The 17,048-nt window shown below is 67.3% G+C and carries 14 protein-coding genes, 2 tRNA genes and 1 pseudogene; 1 reads left to right on the top strand and 16 read right to left on the bottom strand.

The features are described from left to right. Positions 1-757: 757 nt before the first annotated feature. The 16 genes and pseudogenes from ACIQ51_RS12555 to ACIQ51_RS12480 form a co-directional block, all read right to left on the bottom strand. Positions 758-831 (bottom strand) — tRNA-Met (locus tag ACIQ51_RS12555). Positions 832-907: 76 nt separating this feature from the next. Continuing rightward, a tRNA-Met gene (locus ACIQ51_RS12550) sits at positions 908-981 on the bottom strand. Between the two features lie 45 nt (positions 982-1,026). Beyond that, complete coding sequence (locus tag ACIQ51_RS12545) at positions 1,027-1,389, bottom strand: septum formation initiator family protein (protein WP_396205393.1); 363 nt, start codon at positions 1,387-1,389, stop codon at positions 1,027-1,029. A gap of 7 nt (positions 1,390-1,396) precedes the next feature. Beyond that, on the bottom strand, positions 1,397-2,677 hold the full coding sequence (eno, locus tag ACIQ51_RS12540) for a phosphopyruvate hydratase (RefSeq protein ID WP_396205392.1): 1,281 nt from the start codon (positions 2,675-2,677) through the stop codon (positions 1,397-1,399). Positions 2,678-2,746: 69 nt separating this feature from the next. Further along, positions 2,747-3,523, bottom strand: a complete 777-nt coding sequence (locus tag ACIQ51_RS12535) for a lysophospholipid acyltransferase family protein (RefSeq protein WP_396205391.1) — start codon at positions 3,521-3,523, stop codon at positions 2,747-2,749. Between the two features lie 55 nt (positions 3,524-3,578). Next, complete coding sequence (gene thiL / locus ACIQ51_RS12530; RefSeq protein WP_396205390.1) at positions 3,579-4,532, bottom strand: thiamine-phosphate kinase; 954 nt, start codon at positions 4,530-4,532, stop codon at positions 3,579-3,581. Positions 4,533-4,541: 9 nt separating this feature from the next. Then, a complete protein-coding gene (locus ACIQ51_RS12525; RefSeq protein ID WP_396205389.1) occupies positions 4,542-6,257 on the bottom strand; it encodes a hypothetical protein in 1,716 nt (571 codons plus the stop codon). 51 nt (positions 6,258-6,308) lie between these two features. Then, positions 6,309-7,880 (bottom strand): NAD(P)H-hydrate dehydratase, encoded by a 1,572-nt coding sequence (locus tag ACIQ51_RS12520; protein WP_396205388.1) that lies wholly within the window; start codon positions 7,878-7,880, stop codon positions 6,309-6,311. 62 nt (positions 7,881-7,942) lie between these two features. After that, positions 7,943-8,326, bottom strand: coding sequence for a Minf_1886 family protein (locus tag ACIQ51_RS12515; RefSeq protein ID WP_396205387.1), 384 nt, complete (start codon positions 8,324-8,326; stop codon positions 7,943-7,945). 210 nt (positions 8,327-8,536) lie between these two features. Then, the gene (gene glyA / locus ACIQ51_RS12510; protein WP_396205394.1) at positions 8,537-9,793 is read right to left on the bottom strand and encodes a serine hydroxymethyltransferase; all 1,257 of its coding nucleotides are present in this window, start codon (positions 9,791-9,793) and stop codon (positions 8,537-8,539) included. 38 nt (positions 9,794-9,831) lie between these two features. Further along, the gene (gene rpiB / locus ACIQ51_RS12505; protein WP_396205386.1) at positions 9,832-10,326 is read right to left on the bottom strand and encodes a ribose 5-phosphate isomerase B; all 495 of its coding nucleotides are present in this window, start codon (positions 10,324-10,326) and stop codon (positions 9,832-9,834) included. Positions 10,327-10,410: 84 nt separating this feature from the next. Then, positions 10,411-11,487 (bottom strand): annotated as a pseudogene (locus tag ACIQ51_RS12500) (Glu/Leu/Phe/Val dehydrogenase dimerization domain-containing protein). Positions 11,488-11,498: 11 nt separating this feature from the next. Continuing rightward, entirely contained in the window at positions 11,499-12,683 is a 1,185-nt protein-coding gene (locus ACIQ51_RS12495) for an acyl-CoA dehydrogenase (protein ID WP_396205385.1), read from the bottom strand. A gap of 7 nt (positions 12,684-12,690) precedes the next feature. Continuing rightward, positions 12,691-13,557, bottom strand: a complete 867-nt coding sequence (locus ACIQ51_RS12490) for a 3-hydroxybutyryl-CoA dehydrogenase (RefSeq protein WP_396205384.1) — start codon at positions 13,555-13,557, stop codon at positions 12,691-12,693. 6 nt (positions 13,558-13,563) lie between these two features. After that, positions 13,564-14,505 (bottom strand): CPBP family intramembrane glutamic endopeptidase, encoded by a 942-nt coding sequence (locus tag ACIQ51_RS12485; RefSeq protein ID WP_396205383.1) that lies wholly within the window; start codon positions 14,503-14,505, stop codon positions 13,564-13,566. Continuing rightward, positions 14,506-15,714 carry an acetyl-CoA C-acetyltransferase gene (locus ACIQ51_RS12480; RefSeq protein WP_396205382.1) on the bottom strand — a complete coding sequence of 403 codons (1,209 nt, stop codon included), beginning with the start codon at positions 15,712-15,714 and terminating at the stop codon, positions 14,506-14,508. A 172-nt stretch (positions 15,715-15,886) separates the two neighbouring features. Between ACIQ51_RS12480 and ACIQ51_RS12475 the strand changes: the two genes are divergently transcribed. Continuing rightward, positions 15,887-17,048: carboxypeptidase regulatory-like domain-containing protein (locus tag ACIQ51_RS12475; protein ID WP_396205381.1), on the top strand; the 1,162-nt coding region annotated here is incomplete at its 3' end.

Genomic DNA, 17,048 nt, shown 5'->3' with positions numbered 1-17,048 from the left:
AATTAGTCCGTTATTCCTTCAGACGGCGTCAGATCGGCACAATCTGGCTTGGCCTACCTCCTGACGTTTTGTTTCACTAGCTGCTTGGCCGCGTGCCTCCCAGCACGGACGCGGCGTCGAAGTTGCCCGTCGAACGCCCCCTTTTGGTCGAACCGAGACAAGCAACAAGATTTTCAGGTCGGATGGAGCAGCGCACTAGTCTTCACGCCATAGCCAAGGCGCCGCGATGACATGCAAGTGCGTCCTTCTTGGCACTCTTCGGCAAGGCCCAGATTCAGGGTCACAATACTGCGATCGCAAAACCGCCCGCCTGCCGCCAACCACTGCAGGCCCTCGCTGACTGAGAAGACTGCAAGCCAGCGCTCTCCTCTCATGGACTCAGCTCCCTCGAGCAGCCCACCCCGTCACATGCTTTGGTCGGAGGCGCGCCAGCTCACTCGCACCAAGCGGGTAAGGGACTTTGCTCGAAAACACCGGTTCATCGTCCGGTACGTCTGCGCACCTGATCGCATCAGCTTTCGCCCCGCCCCGTTACTCCGTTTCCTTCAGTGCGAGTTGGCAGGGGGCCCAAACTCGGCTGGGTTCCATTGGGCAACCCCTACTTCGCGCCATTGGATGTTCGATGCGGTCGATCCGGCCGGCCAGCCACGCAACCGTGTAGAACCGGTGTAGTACCCGGTACTCTCAAGAGACAAACGCCCGACCGATTCTTCGGCCGGGCGTTTTGTATGTCATTTTCTACTAACAGCTTAAAAAGTAGCTGGGGGGAGACTCGAACTCCCGACCTCACGATTATGAGTCGTGCGCTCTAACCGGCTGAGCTACCCAGCCCCTGATGCTTGCCGTCGAGCAGTGACAGCAATTCCGGGACGCAAATGGCCAGCCCTTTCGGACTGGCCAAATGCAATGGCGGGGGCGGGATTTGAACCCGCGACCTTCGGGTTATGAGCCCGACGAGCTACCAGGCTGCTCCACCCCGCGGCAGTCTTGGGATAATAGCGGGTGAAGCCTCAGAGTCAACCCCGATCAGGGGCTTTTGCGGACCGCGGAATCACGTGACACCGTCGCGCTGTCAGATGGACGGCGTTCGTCGAAGCGGTACAGCAACTCCTTCTCCCCCCGCACCAAGCCGTGTTCCTCGCGGGCGATGCGTTCGAGCTCGAAATCATCGGTGGTGATACGCTCGATCGTACGCTCCAGTGAGGCCACCGTGTCGCGGAGCTGCGTGATGTCGGCCTCCAGCTGCGCCTTGCTCTCTCGCTGTTCGAGCAGGTCGGTCGTGCCGTACTCCCCACCCTCGAGCGCGAACCACAACACGAACAGCGTGCCGGCGCCCCAGGCGAGACGCCGGATCCAGACCCGTGAAGCACTGTCGCGCGTCGTATCCACCAGCGCCTCAGATTCCGAAAATCGCGCCGCCCGGATACTCGGCGTAGCCTTCCAACTGCTCCTCAATGCGCAGCAGCTGGTTGTACTTGGCCACACGATCGCTGCGCGACGGCGCACCCGTCTTGATCTGGCCAGCCTGCGTCGCGACCGCGAGATCGGCGATGAAGGTGTCTTCGGTTTCGCCCGAGCGGTGGGAGATGATCGAGTTGTAGCCCGCGCTCTTCGCGAGCTCGATCGCCTCCAACGTTTCGGTCAGCGTGCCGATCTGGTTCACCTTGATCAGGATGGCATTGGCCACGTCGGCCTCGATCCCCTTGGCGAGGATCTCGCTGTTCGTGCAGAACAGATCGTCGCCCACGAGCTGGCAGCGATCGCCGATCAGCTCGGTAAGGTGCTTCCAGCCGTCCCAGTCGTTCTCGGCCATGCCGTCTTCGATCGACACGATTGGATACTGCTCGAGCCAGCCGGCATACAGCTCGGCCATGTCCTTCGGGCTGCGCGACGCGGCGCCGCTCTTCTTGAAGTGATACTGACCGTTCTGAAAGAGCTCACTCGCCGCCACGTCGAGGGCGAGGGCGATGTCCTGCCCGGGCTGGAAGCCGGCCGCCTCGATCGCCTCGACGATAATCTTGAGCGCCTCTTCGTCGCTCGCGAGATTCGGCGCGAAGCCGCCTTCGTCGCCCACCCCAGTGGAGAGCTTCCGCCCCACCAACACCTTCTTGAGCTGGTGAAACACCTGCGTGCCCATCCGCAGGCCGTCGGCGAACGAGTCGGCACCCACGGGGATGATCATGAACTCCTGGAAGTCCACGGTATTGGTCGCGTGCGCACCGCCGTTGATGATGTTCATCATGGGCACCGGAAGGGTGCGCGCCATCGGGCCACCGAGGTAGCGATAGAGCGGCAGTCCCACCTCGAGCGACGCGGCACGCGCCACGGCCATCGACACGCCGAGCATCGCGTTGGCGCCGAGGCGCCCCTTGTTCTCCGTGCCGTCGAGATCGAGCAGGGCGCGATCGATCGCGATCTGGTCGGTCGCGTCCATCCCATCGAGCGCTTCAGCGATCTCGGAGTTGACGTTGTGCACCGCCTTCTGCACGCCCTTGCCTAGGTAACGGTCGGGATCGCCATCGCGGAGTTCGACGGCTTCACGCTCCCCCGTGGAGGCGCCGCTTGGTACCGCCGCGCGACCCGCTGCGCCCGTCTCGAGGATGACGTCGACTTCGACCGTGGGGTTACCGCGGGAGTCGAGGATTTCGCGCGCGGAGACGGAGACGATGGGAGCCATAGGGAAGAAGAAATGGTGAGGGAAAAGGCAGGACGCGGGAAGCGGAGACCGGGAGCCAGAGAGCAGACACTACGCGGGGAGCGGCTCGGTCGAGTGCTCCCGGTTGGCGAGCGAACGCGTGGCCGGCTCCACACCGTACACCGTACGCAAACACTCGGCCATGCGATCACGCACCCGATCGGCAAGGTCGTTGCGGTCGTCGTACGAGAGCCCGTCGGTCGGAATGGGCTCGAGCAGGTGCACGTGGACCGTACCCGGCGATGCGCGGAACTCGTCGCGCGGATTCACCTCGATGGTCCCGTGGATGACGACGGGCACGATGGGGGCGCCCGATCCGATCGCGAGGACAAAGGGCCCCTTCTTGAAGGGGCGCAGCGTGTACTCGCCGCCCCGCGTCCCTTCAGGGTATACCAGGACCGGATTACCCTCGCGGATCTTGCGCGCCGCATCTTCGTAGGCGCCGAACGCGGCTTTGCGGTTCTCGCGATCGATGTAGATCACGCCGACGGCGCGCGCAGCGGGACCGAAGAGCGGCACTTTCTCGAGCTCGCGCTTCGCCACGAAGCCATAGTGCGGAAGCACCTCGATCATGGCGGGAATATCGAACCAGCTCACGTGATTGGCGATGTAGACGCGCGGCGCCCCAGTCACGAGGCCGTCGTCGCCGTGGAGCACCACCTTCACGCCGGCCGCACGCAGCAGCCACCAGGCCCACCAGCGCGGCGCCCGTTCGTAAATGCTGCCGGGTCCCTGCTTCACCCCCAACAGCTGTGACACGAGCACGAGGCTCCCGAAGAGGAGCGTGCCGAGCACGAGCGCAGCAAAGGTGATGGCGGTCCGGAACATTCGGCGAAAAGTGGCCGAGTACGGGTCCGGAATCAACGCGGAAGGCTGGACGGCTTCAGGCGAAGTGATCGTGTCCCGCCACGGAGCCGTTTACGTCACCGGCCTCCGGGTTGGACGCCACCACACGCCCGACAACCGTGAGCGGCACCTCGGTTTCGGCCGCCCAGCGGCGCTGGAGCGTGTCCAGAGCCTCCGGGGGTATGGTGGCCAGGAGTTCGTACTCCTCGCCGCTCTCGAGGGCGCTAGCCGCCGTGAGCCCCGGTCCCACGGGGATCCGCGCCGGGTCGAGGTCGAGCCAAACACCGCTGGCCGCGGCCAAGTGACGGGCGTCGGCGGCGAGGCCATCGGAGATGTCCAGCATGGCCGTGGCGCCGGCGGCCGCGAGGAGCCGCCCTTCGGCAAAGCGCGGCATCGGGGCCGCGAAGCGGCTGCGGGCCCAAGGCTCGGGCTCGCGGTCGGCACGCCAGGCCGCCAGCGCGTTACCGGGACCGCCCAGGTGCCCAGTAACGACCACCACATCGCCCACCCGGGCGCCGGCCCGCGACACCGGGCGCTCGGCACGTCCGATCACCGTGAGCGTGATGGCAAAGGTCTGGCCCGTGCTGAGATTGCCCCCCACGATGCGCCCCCCCGCGCGGCGCACCTGAGAGCCGATGCCGTCGGCCACGGCGGCGAGGTGTTCCTGCCACGCTGGCGGCACCACCAGTGCCACCAGCACGCCTTCGGCGCTGGCCCCCATGGCGGCGAGGTCGCTCAGCGCCGCCGCCGCGGCCCGCCCCCCGACCTCGAACGGCGTGATCCAGCTACGGCGGAAGTGCACGTCTTCCACGCAGGCGTCGGTGCTGACCACCCGCTGGCCACCGGACATCGCCGGTAGTACGGCGGCGTCGTCACCGATGTCCACCGCCAGCTCTCCCCAGCGCGCCATCAGCATGCGGATCACGTCGAACTCGTGTCCGGGGCGCATGGGTTGATGGGGCCGGAAGTCGTTGCCGTGCGTGTTGAACATGCGTGATATCTACAGCACGAGGCCGTCGGCACCACGACGGAAGCGCATCAGCCCCTGCGGCGTGCCCACGAACAGCCAGTCGCGCTGCGCCACGAGGTCGAGTGCGGGCCCGGGAAGATCCCCCCCCACGCGCAGCACGCGCACGGCGCCCGTCCGCCGTGACACCATGATCACGCCGTCGCTTCCCGCAGCCCACATGGCACGATCATCGATCGCCACCCGTAGCGGCCGTCCGATCTGCAGCACGTCCAGCGCCGGCACTCGCGCCGGCTCCACACCACCGTGAGGGGCTAGCTGCAGCACCGCATCGTCGGTGAGCGCGAGCAGCACGCTGTCACTCCACGCGAGACTGCGCACGGGGCGCCGCAGCGCGGGATCGTTGCCGAGCGGCCGTGACACCGGCCCACCCACGGCGGTGTTTGGCGACGGAATGGCGAGCAGCCCCGCATCGCTGCCCACCCACAGGGTATCGCCAGTGAACTGCAGGGCGTTGATCACCAGGTTGTCCAGCAGCCGCGCGCCGATACCGCGGGTGCGCGGCGCTTTGGTGTCACTGGTGTCGTTCACGTACAGCAGACCACGCGCCGTACCAGCCCATACCCCTTCGCCACGCGGTGCCACCGCGAGCACGCGCGCGTCGGCGAGCCCATCGAGGTTGCTCCACGACTGCACGTCGTTATCGCCATCGAGTCGCACGCGAATGAGACCGCGATCGGTGCCCAGCCAGGCACGATTGGCGCGGGTGGCCATGGCGAAGGTGCGCACGCCGGTGAGCGGTACGGCCAGCGTGCCCTCGATCCAACGCCAGCGCTGCAGGTCGTTCGTGGCGAACGTAAGCCCTCCGCGGCGCTCCGACGCGCCAAGGCCGGCAGCCCAGACGCCATCGGCCGCCGGTGCGAGGGCCCCCACCCCAGGTTCGAGCAAGCCGTACGGGAGGGCCTTGCCGCTCAGGAAACTCGGGTCGTACTGGTACACCCCATCGCCATCAGTGCCGAGCCACACTTCGCTGGTACGATCGGGCGATGCGGCGCCGGAGATCACGGCAAACTGCCGCAACGGGCGGTTGGCCTGCTGGCGATTGCCCGCGGCGCTCCGGAGGAGCAGTTGCGGCTGTGTGCGCAGCGTAGGGAACTGCTGCAACAGGTCCTCGAAGCTGCGCGGGACGAGTGTCTGCGCGGCAATGGGCGCCCCGTTCACGGGCGTGGTGATGCCGGCGCGCGACACGCGCGTCCACTGCCCTGCACTACGCACCAGCGCATCGCCGGCGCCGCTGCGATCGAAGGCAATGACCTGCGGCACCCCCATCACGATGGTCCGCTGCACGTGTTCGGTGAGTGGCCGATAGGTGATCACGCCACCGGGTACGCCGAGCCACAGGGCATCCTCGACCGGGTCGCCAGCCATGACCGTGACCTGTTGATCGGCGATGCCGAGATCGCGCGTGAGCGGCGGCAGCCAGCGCTCCGTGAAGCGATCATAGATCGCAATGCCGCCGCTGCTAGCCGCGTATACGTAACGACGCGACACGGCGACCGCCTGCACCGTCGAGAAGCTGCCGATCCGCTGGCGCTCCTCACGCTGCCATCCGGCGTATGGGCCCTCACGTGCCGCCCCGAGACCGCCCGTCCCCCCCGGAACCACGGGGGCACAGGCCGCGGCGAGCACCGTGCTCGCCACGGCGATTGACGACACGGCAGACAGCCCGCTGGGAAGACGACGACGCATGGGTGGCAATCTAGCGCGTCGGGTGGCGCGTCCCCTGCGGGGGCATCCCAGTTACGACACGGCCGCGAGCACGGCCACGATATGCGGAGCACGTCCCGGCGGTGACGCGAGTTGCTGCCACGCCGCCGGCAGTGCCTCGAGGACATGCTCGAGGGTACCGCCGCGCGGGTGTACGGCGGCGCTGGCGCGTTCCGCGGCGAGTCCGTGTACCGACGCGCCGAGCACCGCTGCGTCGCGCGCGCTCATGCCCTGCGCGAGGAGCGTGCCGATGATGCCGCTGAGGCAATCCCCGCTGCCGCCGGTGGCGAGCAGCGGGGTGCCGTGCGGTACGCACCACAGTGGTTGGGCGTCGGGGGTGGCCACGAGTGTGGGCGCGCCCTTGAGCAGCATTGTGCAGTGGGCACGCACCGCGAAGTCGCGCAACAGTGCCGCGCGCTCTTCCCATTGTGCGGGGAGGGACCTGCCGAGCAGACGGGCAAACTCCCCGGGGTGCGGCGTGCACACGACGGCCGCGGCATCGCGGGTCCAGCGGCGGAGCGTCAATGCGGGGGCGGTACCCTGGGCGTTGGCCGCATCGGCGGCGTGCCAGAGGGCATCGGCATCGAGGACGAGTGGCAGGCCGCGATGGCGCTCGAGCAACTGCTGTAGGAATAGCGTCGAGCCCCGCTCGCGTCCGAGCCCCGGCCCGATCACCAGCGCATCGTAGCGCGGCGCATCGGGGGGCTCGCTCAGGCCGGGAGACGCCGACCAGACATGTGCGAGGGCTTGGGGCACAAGCATCTGCACCGGGGCCACGCTCGGCTCATCCACGATGGCGTGGACAAGCCCGGCGCCGCTCGCCAGAGCCGCTCGGCAGGCCAACACGATCGCACCCGCCATGCCATTCGCCCCGCCGGCAAGACCGAGGCGCCCACGGTCACCCTTGTGGGCGTTCCAGGCGATCGGGGGAATCATGCGGTGAAGCCGCGGCGCATCCGCCCAACCCCAGGCGTCGTCGTCCACCGCCCCCGGGCGATCCGCGAAGGCCTCGAGGCCGATGTCGACGACCACGATGCGCCCGGCGTGTGCCCGTTGCAGCACCAGACCACGCTTGATCGTACCGAAGCAGACCGTCAGGTGTGCCGCCACGCTCCCGTCGGCAATCTCGCCGTTCGTGGCATCGAGCCCGCTCGGCAGGTCGAGCGCCACCACCACGGCGCCGCCGTCGCGCGCCAGCGCGATGCGGGCGCACCCGGCAGCCACGCTCTCCCGCAACGCGCCGTGATGGCCCGTGCCGAGGAGGCCGTCCACCACGAGCCGCTCGCGGCCGGTAGGGGCGCCGTGCACGAGCATTGGGGCCGCCAGCGCGGCGGCGCGCTGCGCGTCTGCCGTACGGGGCGGCGGTCCGTCGTGCACACGCACCGACACACCCATGCGCGCCAGCTGCGCCGCCACGACGTACGCATCGCCGCCGTTGTTGCCAGCACCGGCGAAGATTGCGACCCCGTGGGCGAGCCGATCGGCGTGATCGCGAAGGATTACCTCGGCCGCAGCGGAGCCCGCGCGCAGCATCAGATCGAAGGCGTCGGTACCGGCGCACACGGCGCCGCGGTCACGCGCGGCAGCCTCCGCGGCGGTGGTCACGCGGAGCGCAGTGGACCTGAGGCGTGCCGACGCGGGCCCGGTGAACATCAGGTGGCGCGCACTCAGACGTGCGCGGTGCTCCAGGGATATTCACGCTCGAACGCGTCGGCGAAATCGAACACGCCGAAGAAATCGTCGCGCGAATCCTGCGGCTGGCTGATGAGCAGCCCGAGGTCGACGAGCGTGAAGACAATGTCGCCGATGTCCATGGTGGAACACATGCCCCAGTTCTCGAGAACCAGCCGAGCCATCACGCCAAAGCGCTGCAACGCCAGCTCGCGGCAGGCGTGCGCCAGTTCCGGACCGGTGATGTGGCGACGCTCGGTAAGCCGGGACTGACTGTGCTCCAGCGCCGAGAGGACGAACAGGTACGCGCGCTCGTCGAACCGTTGCTCGCGCAGACGGATCTGATCCATGATGCCTTCACGGAACGCCAACTCGGTCACGCGTTGCTGCTCCTCAGGTGATGCACGGTGATACGGGGATACGCCCTCGGCAAACGACCGGCCGGCATACCGGCGGCCAGCGAATACTGCCGACGAACGCGGGCGGCCACAATGCCCGTGGCCGCCCGCGAAAGTCCCGCACCCACAGCTTTGTGATCGGTGCGCGATGGAAGCCACCGATTGAGCGCAAGTTACGCGATCGTCACCCGGTCAGACGCGGGCCGCCACGCGATAGAGCGGAAAGCGGTCGGCCAGCGACTTCACGTCGGCCTTGACAGCGGCCACGTTGGCGGCGTCATCGGGCGCCGAGAGCACGCGATCGATCAACGCCGCGATCTGCTCCATGGCCGCCGGGCCCATGCCACGCGTGGTCACCGCCGGCGTACCGATACGGATTCCGCTCGTGATGAACGGCGACTGCGTCTCGTTGGGCACCGTGTTCTTGTTGACGGTAATTCCCGCTTCATCGAGCACCTTCTCCGCCACCTTGCCCGTGAGGCCCTTGTTGCGCAGGTCGACGAGCATCAGGTGGTTATCGGTACCGCCGCTCACGATGTGATAGCCGCGATCCACGAGTGCCTGCGCCAGCACCTGCGCGTTCTGCACCACCTGGCGGCAGTATGTCGTGAACGACGGCTGCAGCGCCTCGTGAAACGCCACCGCCTTGGCGGCGATTACGTGCTCCAGCGGCCCGCCCTGCATACCGGGGAACATCGCCTTGTCGATGGCCTTGGCATGTTCGGCCTTGCAGAGAATGATACCGCCGCGCGGACCACGGAGCGTCTTGTGCGTGGTGCTGGTGACCACGTCGGCATAGGGCACGGGCGACGGATACACCCCGGTGGCCGCGAGGCCGGCAAAGTGCGCCATGTCGACCCAGAACAGCGCCCCGACTTCCTTTGCGATGTCGGCGAATGCCTGCCAATCGATCACACGCGAGTAGGCACTGTAGCCGGCGATGATGATCTTCGGCTTGTGTGCGCGCGCCTTGGCCCGCATGTCGTCGTAATCGATGAGGCCATCGCCGGTCACGCCGTACGACACCGCCTTGTAGAGCAGGCCGGAGAAGTTGACCGGCGAGCCGTGGGTGAGGTGACCGCCCTGCGACAGATCCATGCCGAGGAACGTCTCGCCGGGCTTCATGAAGGCGAGGAACACCGCGGCGTTGGCGCTCGCCCCGCTGTGGGGCTGCACATTGGCGTGCTCGGCCCCGAACAGCTGCTTCGCGCGATCGATCGCGAGCTGCTCCACCTTGTCCACCACTTCACAGCCGCCGTAATAGCGCTTGCCCGGCAAGCCTTCGGCATACTTGTTGGTGAGCGGTGAGCCCATGGCCTCCATCACGGCCGGCGACACGAAGTTCTCGCTCGCGATCAGCTCGAGGCCATCACTCTGACGCTGCGTTTCCTCGGTGACGAGATGCGCGATTTCCGGATCAACGGCCGATAGGGCATCGCCGGGAGGCAAGCGGTCCCACTGCGACCACTGCGCGCTGGCTCCTTCACTCATGCACCACTCCCCGGAGCGTCGGCCCCGTTCTGTTCGTTCGTCTGTTCGATCTTGTTCACCCGCGTCTCGTGGCGGCCCCCCTCGAACGGGGTAGCCAGCCACGACTTGAGGATCGCCACGGCCTCCTCATCGGACACGAAACGCGCGGGGAGCACCAAAACGTTCGCGTCGTTGTGCTGGCGAGCGAGCGAGGCGATCTCGGGGTTCCACGCCACGGCCGCCCGTACGCCGGGATAGCGGTTCGCCACGTAACTCATTCCGAGCCCGGTGCCGCAGAGCAGCACGCCGCGGCCCACGGCCCCGTCGCTCACCTGCTGCGAGAGCGGGTGCGCGTAGTCGGGGTAATCGGTGCTGGCGGTACTGTGGGTGCCGATGTCATCGACCTCGTACCCCAGTTCGGTCAGCACGACCCGGAGCCGCTCCTTGAGTTCGAAACCGGCGTGGTCGGAAGCGATCGGGATGCGCTCCCCGGGGCGTGCAACGTCTACCATGGTCAGCTCGCTGGGCGTGGAGGTGTCACTACATGCATGAACCCGCAGGGACCGGCCGGAGTGCCCGACCGGTCCACCGGCAGGTCACGATTCCTTATTGGGGTACTGTGGCCACGTTCTCATCATACCGCGCACGGCCGCGATGCGCTGCTCAGCCACCCGATCCGCCGCCCGGTAGGTGGGAATGCCGGTGGTCGTCGCCAAGGCAAAGACACTGAGGACCGTCTCATAGATCTCGTCGGCCTTGCGCAGGGACCGGTCGCGGCTCCATCCGGTCAGTTCACTGTATACGTTGATCACGCCGCCGGCATTGGCCACGTAGTCGGGCGCGTACAGAATCCCGCGCGCCTCGAGTTCGTCACCGTGACGGTCCTCGAGCAGCTGGTTGTTGGCCGCACCACTCACAATCTCCACCGTGAGCTGCGGGATGGTCTCGTCATTGAGGATGCCGCCCAGCGCGCAGGGCGCGAAGATGTCGGCCGTCGCGCGGTAGATCTCCGCCAGCGCCACCGCCTGCGCGCCAAACTCCTGCACCACCCGATCGATGCGCGTCGCATCGATGTCGGTCACGACCAGCGTCGCGCCGGCATGATGCAGCTCCTTGGCCAGGTAGTAGCCCACGTGGCCCAGCCCCTGTATGGCGACGCGGCGTCCGGTGAGCTCCTTGCTTCCCCACTTCTGGTACGCCGACGCCTGAATGGCGCGGAAGACGCCACGCGCCGTCACGCTCGACGGGTCGCCCGACTTGGAGCCGATACCGGTGACATGCTTCGTTTCCATGTGTACGAAGTCCATGTCTTCCACGGTCGTGCCCACATCCTCGGCGGTCACGTAGCGTCCGCCCAGGGAGTCTACAAAGCGACCGTGGGCGCGGAACAGCATCTCGCGCTGCGCGGTCTTGTTGTTGCCAATGATGACCGACTTGCCGCCGCCGAGATTGAGGCCCGCTACGGCGTTCTTGTACGTCATACCGCGCGAGAGCCGGAGCGCGTCGACGACGGCCTACTCATCGGAGGCGTAGCTCCAAAAGCGGCATCCGCCGAGCGCGGGGCCCAGGGTGGTGTCATGAATGGCAATGATGCCGCGATAGCCGCTGGCCTTGTCGTGACAGAACACGACCTGCTCGTGGCCCATCTCGGCGATGGTATCGAAGTAGCGCATGAAAGGATGGTTCAGTCGGGGAGTGAGCCGTCGGCAGCCGCAGCCGCGGCCAGCGTCTCACGCGCAATCACGATGCGCTGGATTTCCGAAGTGCCTTCGTAGATCTCCGTCACCTTTGCGTCGCGCATGTGGCGTTCGACGGGATAGTCGGTCACGTACCCGTAGCCGCCGAAAATCTGCACGGCCTGCGTGGTGACCCACATGGCGGTCTCCGAAGCGAAGAGCTTCGCCATGCTGCTGAAGCGCGTGATCTTTTCACCGCGCTCCTTGGCGGCCGCTGCCGCATGCAGCAGCGTGCGTGCCGCGGTAATGCGCGTGGCCATATCGGCCAGCTTGAACTGAATGGCCTGGAACTCGCCGATGTTCTTGCCGAACTGCTTGCGTTCGCCCACGTATTTCACGCTGGCTTCGAGCGCCGCGCGCGCGATGCCGATGGCTTGCGCCGCAATGCCGAGGCGCCCATGATCGAGCGAGCCGAGGGCATACGTGAGTCCCTTGCCTTCGTCGCCCAGCAGGCGGTCGGCCGGCACACGGCAGTTGTCGAGCACGACCTGCAGCGTGGGCGACGCGCGCATGCCCAGCTTGTTTTCCTTCTTGGCCAGGTGGAACCCAGGGAGGTCGGGGGTAAGGATGAACGTGCTGATTCCCTTGCTGCCCTTGCGTGCGTCGGGCGAATCCGTGCGCGCCATGCACAGGATCACCTGTGCTTCGTTGCCATGACTCACCCACGCCTTGGTGCCGTTGAGCACCCAGTGATCGCCGTCGCGCATAGCCTGCGCGCGCAAGCTGCCAGCATCGGACCCGGCTTCAGGCTCGGAGAGGGCGAAGGCGCCCAGCCACTCACCACGGGCCATCGGCGGCAGGAAACGCGAGCGCTGCGCCTCGCTGCCGAAGCTGAGAATCATCTGCGTGGGCAGCGAGTTGTGCACGCTGAGCGTGACGGCTGCCGACGCGTCGCCCACGGCGATCTCCTCGAGCGCGAGCAGATAGCTCTGCGCATCGAGCCCGAGCCCCTCGTACTGCTCCGGGATGAGCATACCGAGAAAGCCGAGTTCGGCCATCTGCTGCACCATGGCACGATCGAAGCGCGATTCACGATCACGTTCGCCGGCAAGGGCGACCAGCTCGCGCTGCGCGTATTCGCGCGCGAGCCGCTGGATTTCCTGCTGGGTCTCGGTAAGCGGGATCAGTGACATGTGGCGTTCAGTACTGGTAGAAGCCGCGGCCGCTCTTGCGGCCGTACCACCCGGCCGCCACGTACTTCCGCAGCAGCGGGCACGGGCGGTACTTGGGATCACCGAGTCCCTCGTGCAGCACCTCGAGAATGGCGAGGCAGGTATCGAGCCCGATAAAGTCGGCGAGCGTGAGCGGTCCCATCGGGTGATTCATACCGAGCTTCATGACGGTGTCGATCGCCTCTGGCGTGCCCACGCCTTCCATCACGCAATAAATCGCCTCGTTGATCATGGGCATGAGGATGCGGTTGGCCACGAAGCCGGGGAAATCATTCACTTCCACGGGCGTCTTGCCGAGCGCCTTCGACAGCGCCATGACCTGCTGCGTGGTGGCATCGCTGGTAGCGAGGCCACGGATGACCTCCACGAGCTGCATCACCGGTACGGGGTTCATGAAGTGCATCCCGATGACGAGCTCGGGGCGCTTGGTACGCGCCGCGATCTCGGTGATGGAGATGGAACTGGTGTTGCTGGCGAGGATGGCGCCCTCAGGCGCGAGACGATCCAGGTCTTCGAAAATGCGAAACTTGAGGTCAGTGCGTTCGGTGGCGGCCTCCACGACGATCTGCGCGTCGGCCACGGCGTCGAGCGAGGTGGCGGTACCGATCCGAGACAGCGCGGCCTCGGCGGCACTCGCTTCGAGCGCCCCCTTCTTGACCTGACGGTCAAGGTTCTTGGCGATCGTGTCGCGACCACGCGCCAGCGCGTCGGCGCTCACATCGATCATCGTTACCCGGTGTCCGCTCGTCGCGAAGACGTGTGCGATGCCGTTGCCCATCTGCCCAGCGCCAACGACTGCGGCGCGCTGCACTGCACTCCCACCCGTGTCCGACATGTACGCTCAGCTCCTCAGGAATGACGACGACGAAGAAGACGAAATAGACGATAAAGCCATGGACGACGGCGCCCTGCGGCGTGACGCCCGATGCGCCGCACCCGCGGCGACCACGAGGACGAGCGCGGCCACCGCGCCCCCCTCGGGTCCCCACGGCCCGCCGGTCACCCACTCCGGTCCGGCCACCACGGCGCGGTATCCCGGCGTGGCGAACGGCAGGCCACTCACCGGCACATGGAGCACCGCCGCCATTACCCAGTTCCATGCGAGGTGTGCCGTCCACGCCCCAGGCAACCCCACCCGTTCACGCAGCAGGCACAAACACCAGCCGGCGAGCATCACGATCGCGGTGGTGCGCACCCCGGCGCCGGGGTTGGTGAGATGTACCAGCCCGAACACCACACTGCTGGTCAGTCGCGCGAACAGCGGACCACGCGATTCCCCACCGGCCTCGCTCGCCACGCCGTACAGGTAGCCGCGGAAGGCCAGCTCCTCCCACAGGGCAGCGGGGGCAAGCACCAGTAGCATCCGCAGGGCCGTCCCGCTCCAGCTCTCCCCCACGAATGCCATGGGAGCGACCGGTTCGACGTGCAGCAACCGTCCCACCCACAGCGCGCCGGCCGTCAGCACGATGGCCGCCGTGCCGATCATGCCACCGAAGAGCAGTCGTCGCGGGTGCCACACGCCGTCGCCGATCCCCATGAGCGTCCACGGGGCCGCATCCATGAACCGGAATCCCGTCCAACTGCCCGCCAGCACCCCAACCAGCATGCTGACCGGGTACATGGCCACCGGTTCGCCAGCGGCGCGTGACAGGGCACCGAACAGCGGACCGGCGAGCGACTCGAAGATCCCCTGCGCGAGAATCCACCCCACGCCGAAACTGCCAAGGCGCCAGAGGACCCGTGCGGCCGTCTTCACCGCCGTCGCCGGCTCAGCGGCGCGCACTCAGGAAACGCGTTCCACCGACAGCGCCACGGCGTCACCGCCACCGAGGCAGAGCGTGGCGAGGCCCGTGCGCAGGTCGCGATCGGCGAGGGCGTGTAGTAGCGTGACCAACACGCGGGTGCCACTGGCGCCGATGGGGTGGCCAAGCGCAATGGCGCCACCGTTCACATTCACACGGCCCGCATTCCACCCAAGCCCCGCGCCGTCGGCGAGGGCCTGGCTGGCAAAGGCTTCGTTGGCTTCGATCAGATCGTAGTCGTCGATCTTCGTGCCAGCCTTGGCCATGAGGTTCTGCACGGCGGTGATCGGCGCGAAGAACAGATCGCGAGGATCGCCCGCGCCGGTGGCGTATGCGGTGATGCGGCCGAGGATCGTGAGGCCGTGTTCGCGCGCGTATGCCTCACTGGTCACCACCACCGCGGCGGCACCGTCGTTGAGCGATGACGCATTGCCGGCGGTTACACTGAGCGTGCTGTTGTCACCCTTGCCCGGGAAGGCGGGCCGCAGCTTTGCTAGTGACTCGGCGGTGGTGTCGGCGCGCGGCCCTTCGTCAGCACTGATGACGGTGGGGCCCTTCTTGCCGGGGATCTCCACCGCTACGATCTCGGCCACGAACTTGCCCGCCTGCTGCGCCGCGACGGCTTTCGCATGCGACGAAGCAGCAAAGGCGTCCTGCGCCTCGCGCGTCACGGCGCCCTTGGCAGCGGTGTACTCCGCGTGCGACCCCATATGGACGTCGCAGCTGCCGCACCAGAGCCCATCCTTGATCATCCCATCGACCATCGACTGGTCACCGATCTTCACGCCGCCGCGCATGCCGTAGACGTAGTGGGGCGCGTTGCTCATACTTTCCTGGCCACCGGCCACGATCACTTGGGCATCGCCGGCCTTGATGGCCTGCGCCGCGAGCATCACGGCTTTGAGCCCGGACCCGCATACCTTGTTGATCGTGACGGCCGACGCGCTCGACGGCACGCCGGCCTTGAGCATGGCTTGCCGCGCGGGCGCCTGCCCGGTGCCGCCCTGCAGCACGTGCCCCATGATGACTTCCTGGACGGCATCGGGCGATACCCCGCTGCGCTGGAGCGCGGCGCGGATGGCGATGGCCCCAAGCTCGGGCGCCGAAAGGGAGGCAAGGCCTCCGAGATACCGGCCGATCGGCGTGCGCGCGGCACCAACGATGACGGGCTGGCGTGTAAGGTCGGACATGATTGGGAAACGGTCGATGGGTGACGCTGGGGAGCGCTCGGGAACCGTAGCGAAAGCTAATCCGGTGACGGGATTGGGTGGGCGTTACTGAAAACCCCGCCACCGAGGGGTACGGATGACGCGCACGGGATGCCGAACTGAATCAGCTGGCCACCCGTACTATTTTACTGGGATGCGCGTTTCCTGCCTGATGCTTGTCGTCGCCGCCGTTCTTGCCGTCCGGCCCGCCGGCGCCCAGACCACACAGCCGCCGCGAAAGCCGCCGGCACCCGCCCCACGTCCCACCCCGCGTCCCGTTCCGGTCAGCACGCCGGTACTGCAGACGCCGATGGCGCGCATCGCCGGTGAGGTCTACGACAGCATCGCCGGCGCCCCCCTGCCCCAGGCCACGGTGCAGTTCGTCGAGGCGGCCAATCCCGTCAATGTGCGCTCGGTGCGCACGGACTCTGCGGGCGCATTCGTGCTCGACTCAATGCGCGTGGGGACCTATCTCGTAGGAATCATTCACGAACGCGTGGACCGTCTCGGACTCGAGAATCGCGTGGTGCAGGTGAACATCGTGGGTAGTGGCGCCGTGGCGCTGTCGCTCGGGCTGCCATCGGTCGCCACGATGCTCGCGACCCTCTGCTCCAACATGCCGCTACCGCCGGGGACGGGCGCCTTCGTCGGCTTGGTGCGTACCGCGCGCGGCACGCCACTCGACGGGCAGGCGCGCGTGCGCGTCCAGTATCCCGAAACGTTTGTCACGCCGTCGGGGGTGTCCCGGCGCTTTCCTTCGCGATTCGCCGATGCGTCGCCGAGCGGCATGTTCGTGCACTGCGGTATTCCTCTCGATGCGACGATCACCACGCGCGCTTATGCCGGCGCCGACTCGAGTGGTGTGATCGAGCTGCCCATGGCGCGCAGTGGCTTGTTGATCCGCGACTTGCTGGTGTCACAGCCGCAGCGCGTGGCCAAGGCGCCGGCATCCCCGACGGACCGCCCGCAGATGATGCTCAAGGGCGCGGGTCGGGTACGCGGCATCGTGCGCGACACCGCGGGCAAGCCACTCGTGGGCGCACGCCTGTCGCTCCCCGGCACGGGTGCGGAGGCCAGCTCCAGCGGCAGCGGCACCTTCACCATGGACGCGCTGCCCAGTGGCACCTGGATGCTGGAGGCCCGTGCGGTCGGCTTCGAGCCACGCCGGGTGGCCGTGGATCTGCGCGACAGTATGGAGACGGTGGCCCAGATCGACCTCGAGGCGCTCGCTCCACGCATGGACACCGTCAAGGTGCAGGGCGACCGATGGAGCCGGGAGATGGCCGCATTCGAGGCGCGCCGTCGGCAGGGAGGCG

The organism is Gemmatimonas sp. (assembly GCF_044344655.1).
Lineage (GTDB): Bacteria > Gemmatimonadota > Gemmatimonadetes > Gemmatimonadales > Gemmatimonadaceae > Gemmatimonas.
This window is presented reverse-complemented; position numbering and strand designations above follow the sequence as displayed.

Excerpts from the sequence above, each read along its gene's own strand:
- ACIQ51_RS12525 (WP_396205389.1), bottom strand. The coding sequence starts at position 6,257 with ATGCGTCGTCGTCTTCCCAGCGGGCTGTCTGCCGTGTCGTCAATCGCC.
- thiL (WP_396205390.1), bottom strand. The coding sequence starts at position 4,532 with ATGTTCAACACGCACGGCAACGACTTCCGGCCCCATCAACCCATGCGC.
- ACIQ51_RS12480 (WP_396205382.1), bottom strand. The coding sequence starts at position 15,714 with ATGTCCGACCTTACACGCCAGCCCGTCATCGTTGGTGCCGCGCGCACG.
- eno (WP_396205392.1), bottom strand. The coding sequence starts at position 2,677 with ATGGCTCCCATCGTCTCCGTCTCCGCGCGCGAAATCCTCGACTCCCGC.
- ACIQ51_RS12535 (WP_396205391.1), bottom strand. The coding sequence starts at position 3,523 with ATGTTCCGGACCGCCATCACCTTTGCTGCGCTCGTGCTCGGCACGCTC.
- rpiB (WP_396205386.1), bottom strand. The coding sequence starts at position 10,326 with ATGGTAGACGTTGCACGCCCCGGGGAGCGCATCCCGATCGCTTCCGAC.
- ACIQ51_RS12495 (WP_396205385.1), bottom strand. The coding sequence starts at position 12,683 with ATGTCACTGATCCCGCTTACCGAGACCCAGCAGGAAATCCAGCGGCTC.
- ACIQ51_RS12490 (WP_396205384.1), bottom strand. The coding sequence starts at position 13,557 with ATGTCGGACACGGGTGGGAGTGCAGTGCAGCGCGCCGCAGTCGTTGGC.